Here is a 16,876-nt window from a genome sequence, read left to right as displayed (position 1 = left end):
GCCCAATGCCCAATGCCCAATGCCCAATGCCCAATGCCCAATGCCCTATCCCCTATCCACTATCCACCCTTTAAGAGTAGATACAATTTCAGTGATGGGGATTTCGTGAGAATTGCGGCTTTTTCTTTCGACTACTTCGACTTTGCCGTTGGCGATCGCTCGTCCTGTGACTATTCTGTAAGGTATACCGATCAAATCTGCATCTTTGAATTTTACTCCTGCTCGTTCGTTGCGGTCATCGAGTAAAGTTTCAATTCCGGCTTGATTGAGTTCTGTATAAACTTTTTCGGCGATTTCTACTTGTTGAGCGTCGTTAATATTGGGAATCGTGACAATGGCATGATAAGGTGCGATCGCCACAGGCCAAATAATCCCGTCTTTATCGTAAGATTGCTCTACTGCTGCTTGTGCCAGTCGTGATACTCCCACACCATAACAACCCATCACCAGAGGTTTTTCTTCTCCCTGTTCGTTGGTATAAGTCGCTCCCATTGCTTGGGAATATTTTGAACCCAGTTGAAAAATATGCCCGACTTCAATCCCACGAGCGCTTTTTAAAGTTTGTTCGGGATTGTGCATGGCGCGATCGCCTGGTCTTGACTTACGTATATCTACTATTATACTAGGTAACTTAAATTGCTCTTGCCAATTTGCTCCAACTACGTGATAACCAGATTCATTTGCACCTGTAACAAAGTTTTTTAAATCAACGGCGGTTTGATCTACCAAACGCAAAAACTTTGGATGTACTAAACCCCCCTCAGTCTCCCCGTTGACGGGGGAAAGTTGGCTCCCTAGCTGTTGACGGGGAGGGTTGGGGAGGGGTTGAATGTAATCATCAGCAATATCAGGTGCAATATAACCCAAAGGCAAAGTTTTCGTTGCCCATTTTTTCTGAGCGTCTGCGTCGGGTACTGCTAACTTGAGAACTGCGTTTCCACCATATTGGGAAGCTAATTTTGTTAACTCGTTTTGTAACTTAACTTCGTTAACTTCTTGATCACCCCGGATACTCACCAATACTAATACTGTTGTGCTATTATCATAAACTGCTTCGTACAGAACATTTTTCACAACTTGGGTGGGAGAACATTTGAGAAAATTACAAACTTTCTCGATTGTTTCGGTTCCCGGAGTTTCCCGTTTTTCATAACTGGTAAAGCTAGAGGGTTCCGCCTCCGCAGGTAAAGAAACAGCTTTTTCGACATTGGCGGCGTACTTACCATCTTCAGTGTAAAGGACTTCATCTTCACCAGCTTCAGCTAATACCATAAATTCTGTGGAACCAGAACCACCAATCGCCCCAGAATCCGCTTCCACGGGACGAAAAGCCAAACCAGAGCGCCGCAACATATTACTGTAGGCTTGATACATATCCTGGTAAGTTTCTTTGAGGCTTTCTTCATCCACATGGAAAGAATAGCCGTCTTTCATAATGAATTCTCGTCCGCGCATCAAACCAAAACGGGGACGAATTTCATCACGAAACTTAGTTTGGATTTGATACAGGTGCAGGGGTAGTTGTCGGTAAGAGCGAATCATATCACGGGCTATAGTCGTGATCACTTCCTCGTGAGTCGGCCCTAATGCTAATTCTTGTTCGCGGCGATCAGTGAGGGCGAACATGATACCCTCAGCTTTAGTATAAGTATCCCATCTGCCAGATTCACGCCATAGCTCTGAAGGTTGTAATTGCGGTAAGAGACATTCTTGGGCGCCGGTGGCGTTCATTTCTTCCCGGACAATCTGGGAAACTTTTTGTAATACCCGCCACATCAGTGGGAGATAGGCGAAAACACCACTACCGATGCGACGAATATAACCTGCGCGGAGTAGTAATTTATGACTGGGGATTTCAGCATCTGCTGGATCGTCCCGCAGTGTAACGAATAACATTTTTGACAGTCGCATCGTTTGTCCCTTTTTCGGTGTTGCTAATATCTAACTACAGAAGTTTGAAGTATAAATGAAAAGCAGGCTCAAAGAAGTCTGAAGTCTAAAGAATGAAAAAAGATAAAAGATAAAAAATTTAATTTTTATATTTCGCGCTTCATACTTCATAATTCACACTTTATATCGCTATCATCGGAGAACATTACCTTGCCTGATGTCATTAATCAAGCACAGCCACCTCTAGAATTTATTCCGCCAGCATTCAATCCCTCTGTTTTACGAGTGATTCAGCTAGGTTTACCCAGTTACTTACGCTGGAAAACAGCAATTAGCCAAGTTGAAGCAAGTAACGTAGAGGTTTTGGTAAATCTCTATCGTCAGTTTCAAGAGAGAAAGATTCGTTTTTTGATTGCATTTCGCCATCCTCAAACGACAGATCCACTTTGCTTGGGCTACTTGCTTTCCCGACTCGTGCCAAGGGTAGCACGACAGCAGGGAATACCGCTACAGCATCCAACCCATGCTCATTTTATCTACGATCGCGGTATTACTTTATGGGCTGGGAATCAAGTTGGCTGGATTGCTTCTCGTTTAGGTGCAACACCCATTCAACGGGGTAAAGCAGACTGGACAGGTTTGCGTTCAGCACGAGATTTGTTTGCTAATGGACGCTTCCCTATGGCTGCTGCACCAGAAGGTGCTACTAATGGACTTTCAGAGATTGTTAATCCCCTCGAACCCGGAATTGCTCAAATGGGTTTTTGGTGCGCGGAAGACTTGCAAAAAGCTGGACGAAATGAACAGGTTTTGATTGTGCCAATCGCAATTCAATATAGTTATGTTACAGATCCTTGGAATGCGATCGCCAATTTGTTAACTCAATTAGAAGCTTACTGTGGTTTACCTCCCCATAATCATACCTCCCCACTCCCTGACTCCCTCTATCCTCGTTTGTTACGTTTAGCAGAACGTTTACTAAGTTTCATGGAGAATTTTTATACACGCTTTTATCATCAAAAATTACCAGAAATCTCAACGCCATCCCAAGATATAAATCAAATAATAGCTGCTCGTTTAAATACACTTTTAAATATAGTTTTACAAGTAGCAGAACAGTATTTTGATTTGCAGTCCAAAGGAAATTTTAATGACCGTTGTCGCCGAGTCGAACAGGCAGGTTGGAATTATATTTTCAGGGAAGACTATAAAGATGTTAAATCATTGTCATCTTTAGAAAGAGATTTAGGCGATCGCATTGCCGAAGAAGCGAATTTGCGGATGTGGCACATGCGTTTAGTCGAAAATTTGGTTGCGGTTACAGGTAATTATGTACAGGAAAAACCCACCGCCGAACGTTTTGCTGAAACAACATTATTAATATGGGATGTTGTTACTAAAATTAGAGGCGGTAATCCTTTCCAGCGTCCGCTTTTGGGTCAACAAAGAGCAAAAATAACTGTGGGTGAACCGGTATCGATTTCTGAACGGTATCTAGTGTATAAGGCAAGCCGTCAAGGTGCAAGACAAGCAGTTGCAGATTTTACCAAAGATTTACAGCAAGCAATGGAAGATTTGATTGTGAAATAGCCGTGATTGTGGCGATCGCACTTCTTCTGATTTCTGATTTCTTTATTTCTACTGCATCTTTTGTGGAAAAACCTTAGATAAATCCAGAACTAAATCAGGAAAACATGGTAGATTAACCAATTCATTCGACAAGTAAATTACCTTTTTGCGATAACCAAATTTACCTTGGAAATCATGTAATGGTTCACTATAGCACTCTAAGTGATTTTCTACTAAATTAAATATCCAATAATCAGAAATTTTCGCTTCTGCATAAAGTGGTAGTTTAACTTCTTGGTCATATTTTAAAGAGGAATCGGCTATTTCAATTAAAAGTAAAATATCCGCTGAACTTGGGTGAGCAGAAAGATAGTTATCATCAACATTGCTAACTATCGTAATATCTGGTTCGGGTTCACTGTAATCAGAAATAGTAACAGGTTCTTGCCCTCGTACTAAAGCACGGTCTTGTAACAGCTTGATGAATTCCCTCAATAAGAGTGTTTCACAGACAGAATGCGGTTTACCTTTGGATACCATCGGAATGATTTCTCCCCTAATTAGCTCAACTCGGTCATCCTCACTGAAAAATCCGAGTTCTGCTAAATGATCGTATTCAGTTATAGTAAAGCGTTTGGTTAAGACTGTAGTCATAAAATTTAAGATAGTGCAGGTCTACCTGTATGTTAACCGTTAACCATTGACCATTGACTTTTTAAGTTTGCTCTTTTGCACCCAACATCTGCAAAATTTTATCTACATTATCCAAGTCGCCCACAATGCGGCGAATGGGGAGGGGCCAAACTTTTACCAGGGTAGGGGTTGCTGTGACTTGATTTGTTTCTGCTTGTTCGGGATGGCTAACAACATCAATAACTTTCAAAGTATAAGGTTGACTAAGGTATTGTTCTAATAGATCGTGGAGACTCTCAAGAGTACGTTCGATACCGGGGCTGTGTCCAGCAACAAATAGACGTAGGACATAACCTTGGGCGTTTGGTTGTATTTGTAGTGTTGTTGTTTCTTGGTAGTATGGTACTGTTTCAAAAGGCTCTAGACGTACAATTAGGTCATGATCTTCCCAAAGTTGGGGGAATGAAGAGCGGTAACTATGTAATACCATGCGATCGCACAATCCTTCTTGCCAAGGTGCGCTTTGCCATACAATATCCCCTGTGCCAAAAATGGCATTCAGTACTGCTTGATGTCGCATCACGGCTGGATAAGCTTCAGCAAAAGTACGTATCTTTTGTGTACGTGGATCTAACCAATGATCAATAGTTGCTGTGTAGCAAGGAACTAAAAAATGAGGCGGTTCTGGTAAATCTAGGATCTCTTGTAAAGTTGCACACAAGTGTAAATGCCATCGACCTTGTTTACCGGGGTCGATACAATAAATCAAATCTCCTGCGGGTGTAAATAGCGCAATGCCTTTGAATAACTGGGGTAGGATGAGTCTATCTGAAGTCAAGGTTTTTAAAAGGTTAGGGGTTAGAGGCTAAAGGCTAGAAGCTAGTTCAAAATGATTTTTTGATTTTCTAATTCCCAGCCCCTAATCCCCAATCCCCAATCCCTAATTTTTAGACTCGACCTCGAAGCATCTGGGCCATTTCGTTGGGAGTCGGCGACATCTCCAAGGCTGTTTCTTCGGTGATGCGACCTTCTTGATAGAGGTTAAACAGAGACTGGTTCATAGTAATCATGCCGTCAAAACCGGCCTGTTTCATCAATTCAGTAATTTCATCGTATTTACCATCTTTGATCCAGTCTTTAACGGCTTCTGTGTTTATTAGAATATCGTGAAAGGCAGCACGCTTACCATCTGTTGTACGACACAAACCTTGAGCAATCACTGCTACTAAAGATTCGGAAATCGCCACTCGCATAGCATCTTGCTCATCGCCTGAGTACAGATTGAGGATACGTTCAATCGTTTTCACAGCGCTGTTAGTATGCAGGGTTCCCATAACTAAGTGACCAGTTTGAGCGGCTTTTAGGGCTGTATTCACGGTTTCTTTGTCTCGCATTTCCCCAACTAAAATCAAGTCTGGGTCTTCCCGCAAAGCAGCTTTTAAGGCGTTGTCAAATTTTCGGGTGTGCATTCCCACTTCCCGTTGTTTGATTAGAGACTTTTGACTTCTGTGAACAAATTCAATTGGGTCTTCGATGGTGATGATATGTTTGGGCATCTCTTTGTTAATGTAGTCAATCATCGCTGCCATCGTAGTAGATTTACCAGAACCAGTTGGGCCTGTGACTAGAATCAAGCCTTTGTGGTAGTGGCAAATATCCCTAAAAACTGGGGGTAAGCGTAATTGGTCAATGGTTAGGATTTTGAGTGGAATTAAACGCATGACCATGGCATAACCTTTGAGAGAATCAAAGATATTGATCCGCACACGGGCAAATTCATATTGAGTTGCACCATCGAATTCTAGGTATTCTTCAAACCGTTGAATTTCTGCTTGCGTCAAGACTTCTCGCATCCAGTTCACAAAAGTCTCTTTATCCGTTTCTGGATAATCTGTCGTTTGGATTTCTCCACGGTTACGGAAGCGGGGCGGTTCGCCTACACCCAAGTGAATATCAGATATGCCATGATCATAAGCTTCCCGTACTAATTGATTTAAAGTTGGGTGTAAACCATTACTTTTGATACTTGCAACATTGAGATGAGATACTGGTGGTGTTGCCTGCTGAACACTAGGACTTTTGTCAACTGGTGTTTTCAAAGTTTGTGTAGACTGGCGCTGTGTACTGATTGTGGGTGGTGGGGGCGGAAGCGGAGGAACACCACGGACTGGAGTTGGAGCCGAATTGAATGGATTTTGTGATTCTGACATATATCTTTACAATTGATTAGCCCCAGGTTTCTAGTCTGAGGTAATTTGCTGTGTGTGTGCGATCGCTGAGTGTTGATTTGTCACCGAAATTGAATTAAGGTCAATTTCATTAATATTTTTTACTGTATTATTTTTGACTTTATTTAACTTAACAATATTTATTTTTATTGACGATTACATGTTTAACATAATATCTACATGAAACAAGCTTAGTAATATTACTGATAAACAATAAATTTTGCTACATAATTTTTGATAGTTTTCAATTTAGGTGCAGTACGTAGTACTCCAATACGGTTCGGATAAGACAAATCGATATCTCAAAATTATGAGAATCATTTTGGATTATGATAAGAAATATTAAGAATACTAGAAGAGAATTTTTTACACAAACCTAATTAAGTTAGTCGTTTATATCTTATCTGTCTGAGGATAGATGGCAAAAATGAGTTTTTAGCAAAAATATCAATATCTACCTTTGTCCATAATAAAAAAAATATAACTGTTAATTTTATTAACTAAATGCTCATCTTCTCAACTAGTTTTTATATACTGAACTTCACTAATTGTTGATCCCTTTGTTTTTCAATATCAACGAAAGACTTCTGAATTCCAAACAGATTTGCGTATTTAGGAGATACACTTATGGCTCTCTCACAAACAGCTAATTTCAGCAAGACAGATTCTTTGTTAATGGTTAAAAGCTTTTTGATATGGTCTTTCACATTGGCAGTATGCTTGCTGGTTGTCGGTTTTCCTTTGGTTGTTTTCATGGCTACGGTCGGATGTCTATTATCTATTGTTCTGCAATCTGTGATGCCTGTTAGTGCCGTTTTAGTTGTGGCAGGTGGTTTAATTCTGTTTAATATTTTGTCTGTTGTCATCGGTGCAAGTGTGCTGACTGCTAAGGGTATTCATCCCAAAGAAGTGAAGTGGTTGAGCTGGTTGCATGGAGAAACAGAACAAATGCAGAAGACCGTCTATGCTGCTTGCCCACTTACTTGTGACATCAAACTATAACCTAATTGCTAAATTCGACAAACAGTGCATCCTGCCCGGTTTTACCGGGTTTTTTCATGCGTTTTTATAATTTGTAATTTGTAATTTATAGTTATTGACCATAACTTGAACTTCACAATTATTGACAATTGACAATTGACCATTGACCATTGACTATTGTACAGACGCGATTTATCGCGTCTAATGACTAACGACGAATGACCAATGACTAATAACAAACTCGTTTACATTATTTTAGGTACTCGTCCAGAAGCAATTAAACTAGCTCCGGTAATTCAAATTTTCCAAGACTTTCCAGGTTTTGAAACGCAAGTGATTTTGACTGGACAGCATCGCGAAATGGTTGAACAAGTTATGCAGCTTTTCAACCTCACAGCAGATTGTGACTTGGAAATTATGCAACGACAACAGTCTTTAACTGATATAACTTGCCGCAGTTTGCGAGGATTAGAAGAATTATTTCAAGAAAATAAACCAGATTTAATTTTGGTGCAAGGAGATACTACCACAGCATTTGCAGCAACATTGGCAGCCTTTTACCAAAAAATTCCTGTCGGTCATGTAGAAGCTGGGTTAAGAACAGATGACTTATTTAATCCTTTTCCAGAAGAAGCTAATAGAAGATTGATTTCACAACTAACTCAATTGCACTTTGCGCCAACACCTTTAGCTGTGGAAAACTTAAAAAATTCTGGTGTTTTGGGTCAAGTTTACCTGACTGGGAATACGGTGATTGATGCGCTGTTAAATGTAGCTGCAAAGGAACCTGCTTGTAATGTACCTGGTTTGGAATGGGATAAATATCGTGTTTTACTAGCGACTGTGCATCGCCGGGAGAATTGGGGAGAACCACTCCAAGGAATCACCCAAGGATTTTTACAGATACTAGATAAGTTTCCCGACACAGCCTTGTTATTACCATTACACCGTAATCCTACGGTACGAGAACCATTACAGGCAAGTTTGGGCAATCACCCTCGGATTTTTTTAACAGAACCTTTAGACTATGGTGAACTGGTAGGGGCGATTATGCGATCGCACCTTCTTTTGACTGACTCTGGTGGTTTACAAGAAGAAGCACCTAGTTTAGGTAAACCAGTTTTGGTTCTGCGAGAAACTACAGAAAGACCAGAAGCTGCTACTGCTGGAACAGCTAAACTTGTCGGCACTAAATCAGAGATTATAGTTGCTAACGCCGTAGAATTACTGAGTAATCAAGATGCTTATGCAACAATGGCAAATGCAATCAATCCTTTTGGAGATGGTCATGCAGCAGAACGAATTTTGCAGATAGTCCAGAATTATTTGGGGATAGGGGATCGGGGATTGGGGATAGGGGATCGGGGATAGGGGATNGGATAGGGGATCGGGGATTGGGAGACAAAGGGGGACAATCAATTTTAGATATTAGACTTCGTCGTGAGCGCTCAGTCCAACTATTTTGGATTTTGGATTTCAATCTAAAATCCAAAATCCAAAATCCAATCCCCGATCCCCGATCCCCAATCCCCAAAATAGTGCTTCCTTTATGTTACAATTGATCGGCTTTCAAAGCAGTAGCAAGCTTCTTGCATAAATATGGTTCAGTACACTCTCGCTCAAAGCCCAGACATTATCCTCACTGTACCTGGTAAAGATTCAGCCAAAGCCCGTGAGAAAGCAATGGATCAACTGATGCAACTCATGGATGAAGGTAATTTACCTACAGAACTCGAAGATGGATTTAGTGCTAAACAATTGATAGAGGTTAAAGAAGTACCAATAGATACTAAAAACAGTGAGGACGAAATTACTCAAGCTGTTCAGATTCTCAGTAACCTAGCTACATTGAAGCTGAAAGTCCAAGAGTCACGCGCCGAAGCATTAGAAATTCGTAAACAGATTGATATCCTCTTCTCAGATAATTCTGTAACAGAAGAGGAAATTACTCGCCTCAAGGAAGGGTTTAAAATTCTCAAAACTTTTGCTCAGGCGAATCTACGTTATCAGGAAGCAAAAGCCAAAGCAGAAGAGGCGCGGCAAATATTAGATCGTGCTTTAAAATCGCCGGATAAGTGATAAGTAAAATTAACGTGAGTTCGTAGTAAGGACTTTAGTCTTTTCTTGAGGACTAAAGTCCTTACTACAAACAACAAACAACAAACTACAAACTACTATCCCCTGATTTTTCTTACAGAAGAAGAGGTCGGCGCTGAGTTATTTCTGTCGTCTGTGTCATCGTCGTCACCGACACGTTCTACGCTCATGCTCTGTTTGTAATATTGCTGATAGTAGGTATAGGAAGCAGGTGCGGTGTCTCTTGATTTGTTGGCTACCAACCCTAAGATGGGTGTGCCGGATATTTGTAGTTCTTCTAGTGCTTGTTGGAAGACAGTACGCTTCAACTTACCTAAACCAGCAACTAATACCATACCGTTGGTGTTAGCTGCCAATAAAGTCGCATCAGCAAATCCAACTAGAGGAGGTGTGTCATAAATAACTAAATCAAAACTACTATGTAGATCTTGCATCAAGTCCTGCATTTTCTGAGACGCGAGTAACCTGATCGAGTCTGGGGGAATAGGGCCAGCAGAAAGGACGTAGAGATTGTCTTCAATCGGCGATCGCTCAATCACGTTACTCCAGTCTAAGTCTGAAGAAATAACGTCGGTCAATCCCTGAATATTCATTAACCCTACCCGTTGGTGTAGGTTGGGAGAACGTAAATTTGCATCCACAAGCAAAACTCGGTGTCCCATTGCTGCTGCTGCTAAGGCTAAATGGACAGCAACTGTTGATTTACCATCTCCTTGGCCTGCGGAACTGATTACTAGTGAACGAATTGGTGTATCAGAACCTAAAAGCAGAATATTGGTGTAAAGAGAGCGAAATACTTCAAAGAATGAAGCGCGACTTGCTAGTTGTAAGCCACCAGAAGTATTACTTGTATTTGTGGAAAGAGCTATTTCTTTTCTTAAAGGAACAACTCCCAACAATGGAAGTCCGATGGTTTCTTTGAGTTCTTTAGATGTGTAGAAAACATTGCTGAGTTTATCAACAACTAAAGCAGCTCCTACCCCCATCAGTAAACCTAACATTCCTCCTAATAGTAGATTTCTCTTCGCACTATCTGAGATGGCGTCAGGTTCACCCACTTTTGTCAATTGAGGATCTAGTAATCTCCAAGGTTGTAATCTTTGAGCGTACTCGATTTGTAATGCTTGTTGCTTGGCTGAAAATTGGCTTAAGCCTTCGGTGGCAATTTTTAATTCTCGCTGAATATTATCGTAATCGCGACTAACTGCTGCTAAAGCTCGCAAATAGCCATTGAGATTATCTATTTTTTCAGTAATAGCGACATCACGTGCTTCCAACTCCCGGATGCGGCTTTGAAAATCTCTGTTTACCCGCGCTCTTTCTCCTTCCAACATTGAAATCATACTGTCTCTCTGTTGGGAAAGGCGCACCATTCCTTCTTCTTCTTCAGTAAAGATAGATCCTCTTTCAGCAATTTTTTGATTCGTTTGCTGAAGTTGATCAAGAATTTTTTGATAGCGGGGGTTATCACTGAGCAAGGAATTACTTGCTGATGCACCTGGTTGTTGTGACAATTCTTTTTGCAAACCCTGAAACTGAGATCGCATTTGTTCTAGCATCACACGATTATCTAGTTGCTGCTGTGTGAGTGTGGCAACATGACTAGAGACTTCCTGCGCTTTTTGTGCTGGCTCAACTAAATTATTCTTTTGTCTAATGGTTCGCAGTCTTTCTTGCCAATCTTGGACTCGTTGTTCTAATGGCTTTCTTTGTTTTTCTACAAATTGAATTGCCTGCTCAACGTCTTTACGGCGTTCTGCTAAACTGTACTCCAGATAAGCATTCTTAATCGTGTTTAACAAATCAGTCACTAGCTGCTGATCTGGATCGATGTATTGAACTTCTAAAATGTTTTGCTCTTTAAGCTCAATCACTAAGTTGCTAATTACATAGTCGTATTCAATTTCTGGGTACTTAGTTTGAAGCTTTTTGATGACAGGTTCTAGCACTCCACGACTTTGTAGAACTGCGATTGTTGTCTTGGTTTGCTCACTTGTCTCTGGAGCTGCGATATCTCCTATCGTTTGAGGAACATTAGCTATAGCTTTACTCTCACCAGTCACAGGCTTGGTTAAAATTTCAAAACTGCCTTGGTATATTGGTGGATCTGTTTCTGCTTTTAATACCCCTGCGGTTGCTACTAAGCTAGTAGCACCAGCTATTAACAAGGCTCGCCGACGAAGAGCAGCTCCTACTTGACCTAAATTCAATCCGCCTTCATCAGCATCATTTAATTGAGCAGAATTGGCTGTTAACAAAGGGTGATGATATTTTTCTGATTTCAGCATTGTTTTAGTAAATTTAACTACATTCCTCACAGAAATAATCGGGAATTCAGAATTCAGAATTAATAAAGTCAAAAATAAAAGCCCGTAGTTTGATCATGATCATATAGATAGATTATCTAGATCATCAACAAAATTTTTTCTGTTTCGGTGTCCCCAACTTTAATAGTGAGGTGATTCTAAATACTGAATTCCTTATTTTGAATTTGTTGTCACCCTGTCTCAATTATGAAAAATGCCCGTCAATATGGAGCGATGCACTAGATGTACCAATATTTATTGGATAAGCACATCTGATTTTTTTGTCAATATAAAAAATATTAAAAACCAATGGATAAGAGCAATTTTTGTCTTTTTCCCTTTAACCGAGAAGTATTGCTATACATAAACAGTAACATTACGTGAGACATATTGGCAGTTTTATCTAGATCTTCAATCAAGATGTACTGTTGTTATTATAAATTTTTTATACTACACAGGATTGCGATCGCTCACCTGAAGTTGGTCAAAACCAAAGCCATATCATAGCCAATAGTCTGTAACCACCTAACGGCTATAATAAATTTATTCCTTATACTAACTGGGGCGCTAGGATTCGAACCTAGGGATGGCGGGACCAAAACCCGCTGCCTTACCGCTTGGCTACGCCCCATCGCGTTTTCGCTGTTTAACAATATAGCAGTTTTAGCCATGGTTGTGTCAAGTAGTTTCATCCAAAATTTTTGAGGAGTGAGAATTGGGTATTGGAGATTCTCCAAACAAAGACGCATTGGCGTTCGGGGACAAAAGGGAGGGAAGACAAAACAATTAAAAATTCACACATCAAAAATCTTTATCACCAACATTAGAACAATGCCTTGATTTGTGCCAGTGGAATTACAATTGACATTATTTAAATCTGGCTGCAATCTAAATGTGTGCATCCAGCAATTTTGGCAAGTTCCAGTGTCATTTCCAAGGGAAAAACTAGAAACATCAAGCTAAAATCGAAGGTTTTTGATTGTCTATGGCTTGAAACTAGTTGTTCACCAAATTGTCCCTATTTTGTAGTCAGCCCTAAAGCGCTGATTTGAGCGATAAATCGCTGACTACGAACCTTCCAAACTTAGTTTGGCAAAGTACTAGTTGTCAGTTGAATGTTTACTCTGTGAACAAGATTAAAATTGCAGATAAATTTTATTTATAAATCACACAATTATGCCTTTTAGTCGGTCAGGGATGAGCCTTAGTGTTATTTATGACTTCGTCATGCAATTTATCTTCACTACACCGACGTTCCAAAAGCATAAAGTATATGACTTTCGAGAATTTATTTGTGGGCGGGACTATGTATTTGAGCCTATAGAGGGTTTGAAAAAAGGTTATATGACAGCCCAGTGTAAAGGCGTTAAGTGTGGCGACTGGATTATTTTAGAAAATGATAGTCGCCTTTATCGATATCAAGTCGAGGAAATTGATTACTACTCAGAACCATCAGACATGTGGATAGCTTTACTGAGTCAAGGTATGGTTGAAAATTTTTAATTTGATAGGACTTACGCGAAAAACCTCTCAAACTCTCATTCCTCTGTGTACTCTGCGTCTCTGTGGTTTGTTTTTCTGTGATCCGTGCATAAATTCACGATTAGCAAACACTTCCAATAATTTGGTGGATTTTTATTTGGTAAAACTTTACTCAAGATTAACCTAATTATGTTTTTTTGATGAACTATAAGTACATAACGGCTATGATGTATATTATGGTATGAGAAAAATACGTAAGCATCTTCCGCATTCAGGGTTGTTAATTTACCAAATATCTACCACTGTATCATTTAAGAACGCACTTTTACGGTAAAATATCACAAATTTATACCAGGGTTGAGAGTGAAAGTAAAAGCCCGTTCATAGTTTCAAGGTAAAAAATTTACTTAAATATAGAAAAATCAGTTACCCATAACTGTATCTTTGTTTTGAATGGATATCAATGGGAAACATATGCGTGTGTTTGGGGGCGGTATATAGAACTAGAGTTCAGACTATGGTTGGTTAGGTAAAGTTTTGAGCAAGTTTTGCCTTTTGTACCCAAATATACGGAGAACTCGAATCTGAAAATTAATAGTGCTGTTTTAACAGGCGCAATTGCATTCACAAAATACAGCCAAAGGAAAACCAGATAAGATGAACTTGAAAGCGTTAGAGCGAAAAATTTCAGAAAATTCAATCGTTGTGGCATCTGTTGAGCAAATTTCCTCTGATTTGGGAGGTGAAGCCGTGATTCTGAATGTGAAATCTGGTATGTATCACGGTTTGAACGAGGTAGGATCACGGATTTGGAATTTAATTCAGACACCCAAAACTGTGAAAGATATTAAGGCGGCGATATTAGCAGAATACGAGGTCGAAGTTGAACAGTGCGATCGCGATTTGCTTGCATTGCTTGAAGATCTTCTAGCAGCGGAACTAATAAATATTCAAAATGAGGCTACTGTTTAAATTTTTGAAGTTTGATGCAGGCGATCGCCACTTATTAATCATGACTTTAATTTTACTAGCAGCTATGCGCCTGGGGCTGTGGTTACTACCGTTTCGCACCCTCTTAAAACTGTTACCAAGGATCAGTGGTTCGCAAGTTACACAGCAAGTGTCCGTCGGCAAGATTTCGTGGGCTGTAAAGACAGTTAGCCGCTATATACCTGGTGTAAAATGTCTGGCTCGTGCTTTGACAACCCAGGTACTGATGAATCGCAACGGCCACTCTTGCGAACTTCGGATCGGTGTTGCTAAAGGAGAAAAAGGAATTTTAGAAGCTCACGCTTGGATAGAACATGAAGGACTAATTGTCATGGGTTATCTAGGAGACCTTTCCCGCTTTATGCCACTACCATCTCTTGAAGGACTCAAATTATGAGTGGCATCATGGGCATATATTACCTAGACGATCGCCCTGTTGACCGGGAAAACCTGGGAATGATGGTGGAAACCCTGGCACACCGGGGACCCGATGGTGCAGATATTTGGATAGATAAGGCGATCGGTTTCGGACATCGAATGCTGTGGACTACTCCTGAATCTTTATTAGAAAAGTTACCTTTAGCTAACTCTACAGGCGATTTGATGATTACATCAGATGCTCGTATAGATAACCGCGATGAACTTATAAGTAAGTTGCAATTAAATCACTATACATCAGAGAAAATTACGGATAGCCAGTTAATATTAATTGCTTATGAAAAATGGGGTGAGCAATGTCCAGAGCATCTTTTAGGTGATTTTGCCTTTGCAATTTGGGATAAACAAAAGCAAACACTATTCTGTGCTAGAGATCACATGGGTGTTAAGCCCTTCTACTATCACTTTCAAACAGGTCGAACTTTTGCTTTTGGCTCTGAAATTAAAGCTTTATTATGCTTGCAAGAGATACCACGCCAACTAAATGAGGTGAAGGTAGGCGACTATCTAGCAGCAAACTTGCAAGATAAATCCAACACCTTTTACCAAGGTATCTTTCGCCTTCCTCCAGCAAGTAGGCTAACGGTGAATGCCAAAGGTATACAAATACAGTCTTACTGGACCCTTGACCCCAAACGGGAACTACGGCTGAATTCTGATGAAGAGTATGCCGAAGCATTGCGGGAAATCTTTGCGGAAGCAGTGCGGTGTCGGCTGCGGAGTGCTTTTACCGTGGGTTCTCATCTCAGTGGTGGATTGGACTCTTCTTCTATTACTTGTATGGCACGACAGTTGCTAATACAAGAAGGAAAAAACCGCTCATTGCACACCTTCTCAAATATCTTTGATGTTGTTAGTGAAAGTGACGAGCGCTCTTTTATTGAGACTGTGATTGCCCAAGGAGACATGATTCCCCACTATGTCCATGCTGATGAAATGGGTCCAGTGTCAAACTTAGAGGAAATTTTCCGCTATCAGGATGAAGTCATTTCCGCACCTACACATTTCTTGGCTTGGAAGTTAAACGATGCTGCTCAAAAATTTGGTGTCCGAGTTGTCTTAGATGGCTTTGATGGCGATAACACCATATCGCACGGCAATGATTATTTTGCTGAACTAGCGAATCAAGGACAGTGGGCGACCTTCGCTGTTGAAGCTGAGGCTCTTCAGAAACTTGTCGGTGCTTCACCTCTAAGTATCTTGCGCTACTATGGTTTAACATGCCTAGAGCAACTCGCACGCCGATGGAAATGGGTTACTTTTGTCAGAGAAACCAATCAAATACTGCAATACTTTAATATTTCCCGCCGACAGATTTTTCTGCGCCACGGCTTAAAACCTTTGCTTCCCCAGTTCGTGCTAAAGGTTTGGCACTTTCTACGCGGACATAATCAACCTGAGAATAAAGCTAATGCGATCATTAATCCTGACTTTGCCAAGCGCATCGGCTTAGAAAAGCGTATCCAAACTTTTGAAAACCCCCGTGCTAGTCAACCGCTCACAGAAAGAGAAGGTCATTGTCGCGATTTGACTTCTGGCATTTTGACACAAGCGCTAGAAATATCCGATCACTATGCAGCGGCGTTTGGCTTGGAAGTTCGTCACCCCTTTATGGATAAACGTTTGCTGGAGTTTTGTCTATCCCTACCTGCTGAACAAAAGTTGCACAAAGGATGGTCTCGCTTAGTAATGCGTCGCGCCATGAAGAATATTTTACCTGAGAAGGTGCAGTGGCGGCGTGACAAATCTGATATGTCTCCTAGTTTTGAATACGGTCTACTGACATTAGATCGACAAGTTCTGGATCAGACGATGGTTAACCACTTGCAGAGTATCGAAACTTATGCAAACACAAAATTTTTACGTACTGTCTATGAGCGATTGATATCAAAGAGCGAAGTTAACTCTCCGCAAGATTTACTATCAGCTTGGATGGGAGCAATGTTAGCACTAGGATTGCACTATACCAAATTATACAGACCGTAATTATTTGTAAAATATTAATTTTTTTTACTAAATATATGATATATGTTAAAATTGAGAAGCCGTTACTATAGCTTAGTGACAATGCTCAGAGTTTCAACAAACAACAAGGAGTTTGAAAATGAACAAGAGCTATCAAGCACCAAAACTCAATAGCCACGGTACAGTCAGCAAGCTGACAGCAGCCAGTGGAGAGTTCGGATTCCAAGACTTGTTTTTCGGGCATCCAGGCACAGAGCCAACTAAAGGCAATGGTACGCTGAATGCGTGTATTCAGGT

At 40.6% G+C, this 16,876-nt stretch carries 13 protein-coding genes and 1 tRNA gene; 8 read left to right on the top strand and 6 right to left on the bottom strand.

The window, feature by feature from the left end:
- Positions 1–45: 45 nt before the first annotated feature.
- Positions 46–1,911 (bottom strand): proline--tRNA ligase, encoded by a 1,866-nt coding sequence (locus B4U84_RS05900; RefSeq protein ID WP_131116085.1) that lies wholly within the window; start codon positions 1,909–1,911, stop codon positions 46–48.
- Positions 1,912–2,100: 189 nt separating this feature from the next.
- On the opposite strand from B4U84_RS05900, the gene B4U84_RS05895 reads away from it, so the two are divergent.
- Positions 2,101–3,480: a lysophospholipid acyltransferase family protein gene (locus B4U84_RS05895; RefSeq protein WP_131116083.1), complete on the top strand. Its 1,380-nt coding sequence runs from the start codon at positions 2,101–2,103 to the stop codon at positions 3,478–3,480.
- Positions 3,481–3,528: 48 nt separating this feature from the next.
- Here the strand turns inward: B4U84_RS05895 and B4U84_RS05890 are convergent, their stop codons facing one another.
- The 3 genes from B4U84_RS05890 to B4U84_RS05880 all read right to left on the bottom strand — a co-directional run bounded on the left by B4U84_RS05890 (position 3,529) and on the right by B4U84_RS05880 (position 6,302).
- A complete protein-coding gene (locus tag B4U84_RS05890; protein ID WP_131116081.1) occupies positions 3,529–4,113 on the bottom strand; it encodes a Uma2 family endonuclease in 585 nt (194 codons plus the stop codon).
- 61 nt (positions 4,114–4,174) lie between these two features.
- Positions 4,175–4,930 carry a circadian clock KaiB family protein gene (locus B4U84_RS05885; RefSeq protein ID WP_131116079.1) on the bottom strand — a complete coding sequence of 252 codons (756 nt, stop codon included), beginning with the start codon at positions 4,928–4,930 and terminating at the stop codon, positions 4,175–4,177.
- Positions 4,931–5,039: 109 nt separating this feature from the next.
- The gene (locus tag B4U84_RS05880; protein ID WP_131116077.1) at positions 5,040–6,302 is read right to left on the bottom strand and encodes a type IV pilus twitching motility protein PilT; all 1,263 of its coding nucleotides are present in this window, start codon (positions 6,300–6,302) and stop codon (positions 5,040–5,042) included.
- 645 nt (positions 6,303–6,947) lie between these two features.
- On the opposite strand from B4U84_RS05880, the gene B4U84_RS05875 reads away from it, so the two are divergent.
- From B4U84_RS05875 to B4U84_RS05865, 3 genes are all read left to right on the top strand, one after another.
- Positions 6,948–7,322 (top strand): hypothetical protein, encoded by a 375-nt coding sequence (locus B4U84_RS05875; RefSeq protein ID WP_026081769.1) that lies wholly within the window; start codon positions 6,948–6,950, stop codon positions 7,320–7,322.
- A 204-nt stretch (positions 7,323–7,526) separates the two neighbouring features.
- Positions 7,527–8,672 (top strand): non-hydrolyzing UDP-N-acetylglucosamine 2-epimerase, encoded by a 1,146-nt coding sequence (wecB, locus tag B4U84_RS05870; protein ID WP_131116075.1) that lies wholly within the window; start codon positions 7,527–7,529, stop codon positions 8,670–8,672.
- A gap of 228 nt (positions 8,673–8,900) precedes the next feature.
- Positions 8,901–9,380 (top strand): hypothetical protein, encoded by a 480-nt coding sequence (locus B4U84_RS05865; protein ID WP_131116074.1) that lies wholly within the window; start codon positions 8,901–8,903, stop codon positions 9,378–9,380.
- A 95-nt stretch (positions 9,381–9,475) separates the two neighbouring features.
- On the opposite strand, the gene B4U84_RS05860 is transcribed toward B4U84_RS05865, so the two are convergent.
- Both B4U84_RS05860 and B4U84_RS05855 read right to left on the bottom strand, forming a co-directional pair.
- Positions 9,476–11,686: a GumC family protein gene (locus B4U84_RS05860; RefSeq protein ID WP_131116072.1), complete on the bottom strand. Its 2,211-nt coding sequence runs from the start codon at positions 11,684–11,686 to the stop codon at positions 9,476–9,478.
- Positions 11,687–12,263: 577 nt separating this feature from the next.
- Positions 12,264–12,335, bottom strand: a tRNA-Gln gene (locus B4U84_RS05855).
- Positions 12,336–12,880: 545 nt separating this feature from the next.
- Here B4U84_RS05855 and B4U84_RS05850 point away from each other — a divergent pair.
- The 4 genes from B4U84_RS05850 to B4U84_RS05835 all read left to right on the top strand — a co-directional run bounded on the left by B4U84_RS05850 (position 12,881) and on the right by B4U84_RS05835 (position 16,600).
- Positions 12,881–13,207 (top strand): hypothetical protein, encoded by a 327-nt coding sequence (locus tag B4U84_RS05850; protein ID WP_017309286.1) that lies wholly within the window; start codon positions 12,881–12,883, stop codon positions 13,205–13,207.
- Positions 13,208–13,843: 636 nt separating this feature from the next.
- A complete protein-coding gene (locus B4U84_RS05845; RefSeq protein ID WP_017309287.1) occupies positions 13,844–14,158 on the top strand; it encodes a lasso peptide biosynthesis PqqD family chaperone in 315 nt (104 codons plus the stop codon).
- The gene (locus B4U84_RS05840) at positions 14,142–14,573 is read left to right on the top strand and encodes a lasso peptide biosynthesis B2 protein (protein WP_017309288.1); all 432 of its coding nucleotides are present in this window, start codon (positions 14,142–14,144) and stop codon (positions 14,571–14,573) included. The genes B4U84_RS05845 and B4U84_RS05840 overlap by 17 nt, the downstream gene beginning before the upstream one ends.
- Positions 14,570–16,600 carry a lasso peptide isopeptide bond-forming cyclase gene (locus B4U84_RS05835; RefSeq protein ID WP_131116070.1) on the top strand — a complete coding sequence of 677 codons (2,031 nt, stop codon included), beginning with the start codon at positions 14,570–14,572 and terminating at the stop codon, positions 16,598–16,600. Before B4U84_RS05840 ends, B4U84_RS05835 begins: the two co-directional genes overlap by 4 nt.
- Positions 16,601–16,876: the final 276 nt, after the last annotated feature.

The sequence above is a fragment of the Westiellopsis prolifica IICB1 genome (assembly GCF_004323185.1).
GTDB classification, from domain to species: Bacteria; Cyanobacteriota; Cyanobacteriia; order Cyanobacteriales; family Nostocaceae; genus Pelatocladus; species Pelatocladus prolificus_A.
The sequence above is the reverse complement of the archived record's forward strand: the minus strand, read 5'-3'. Positions and strand labels throughout refer to the sequence as shown.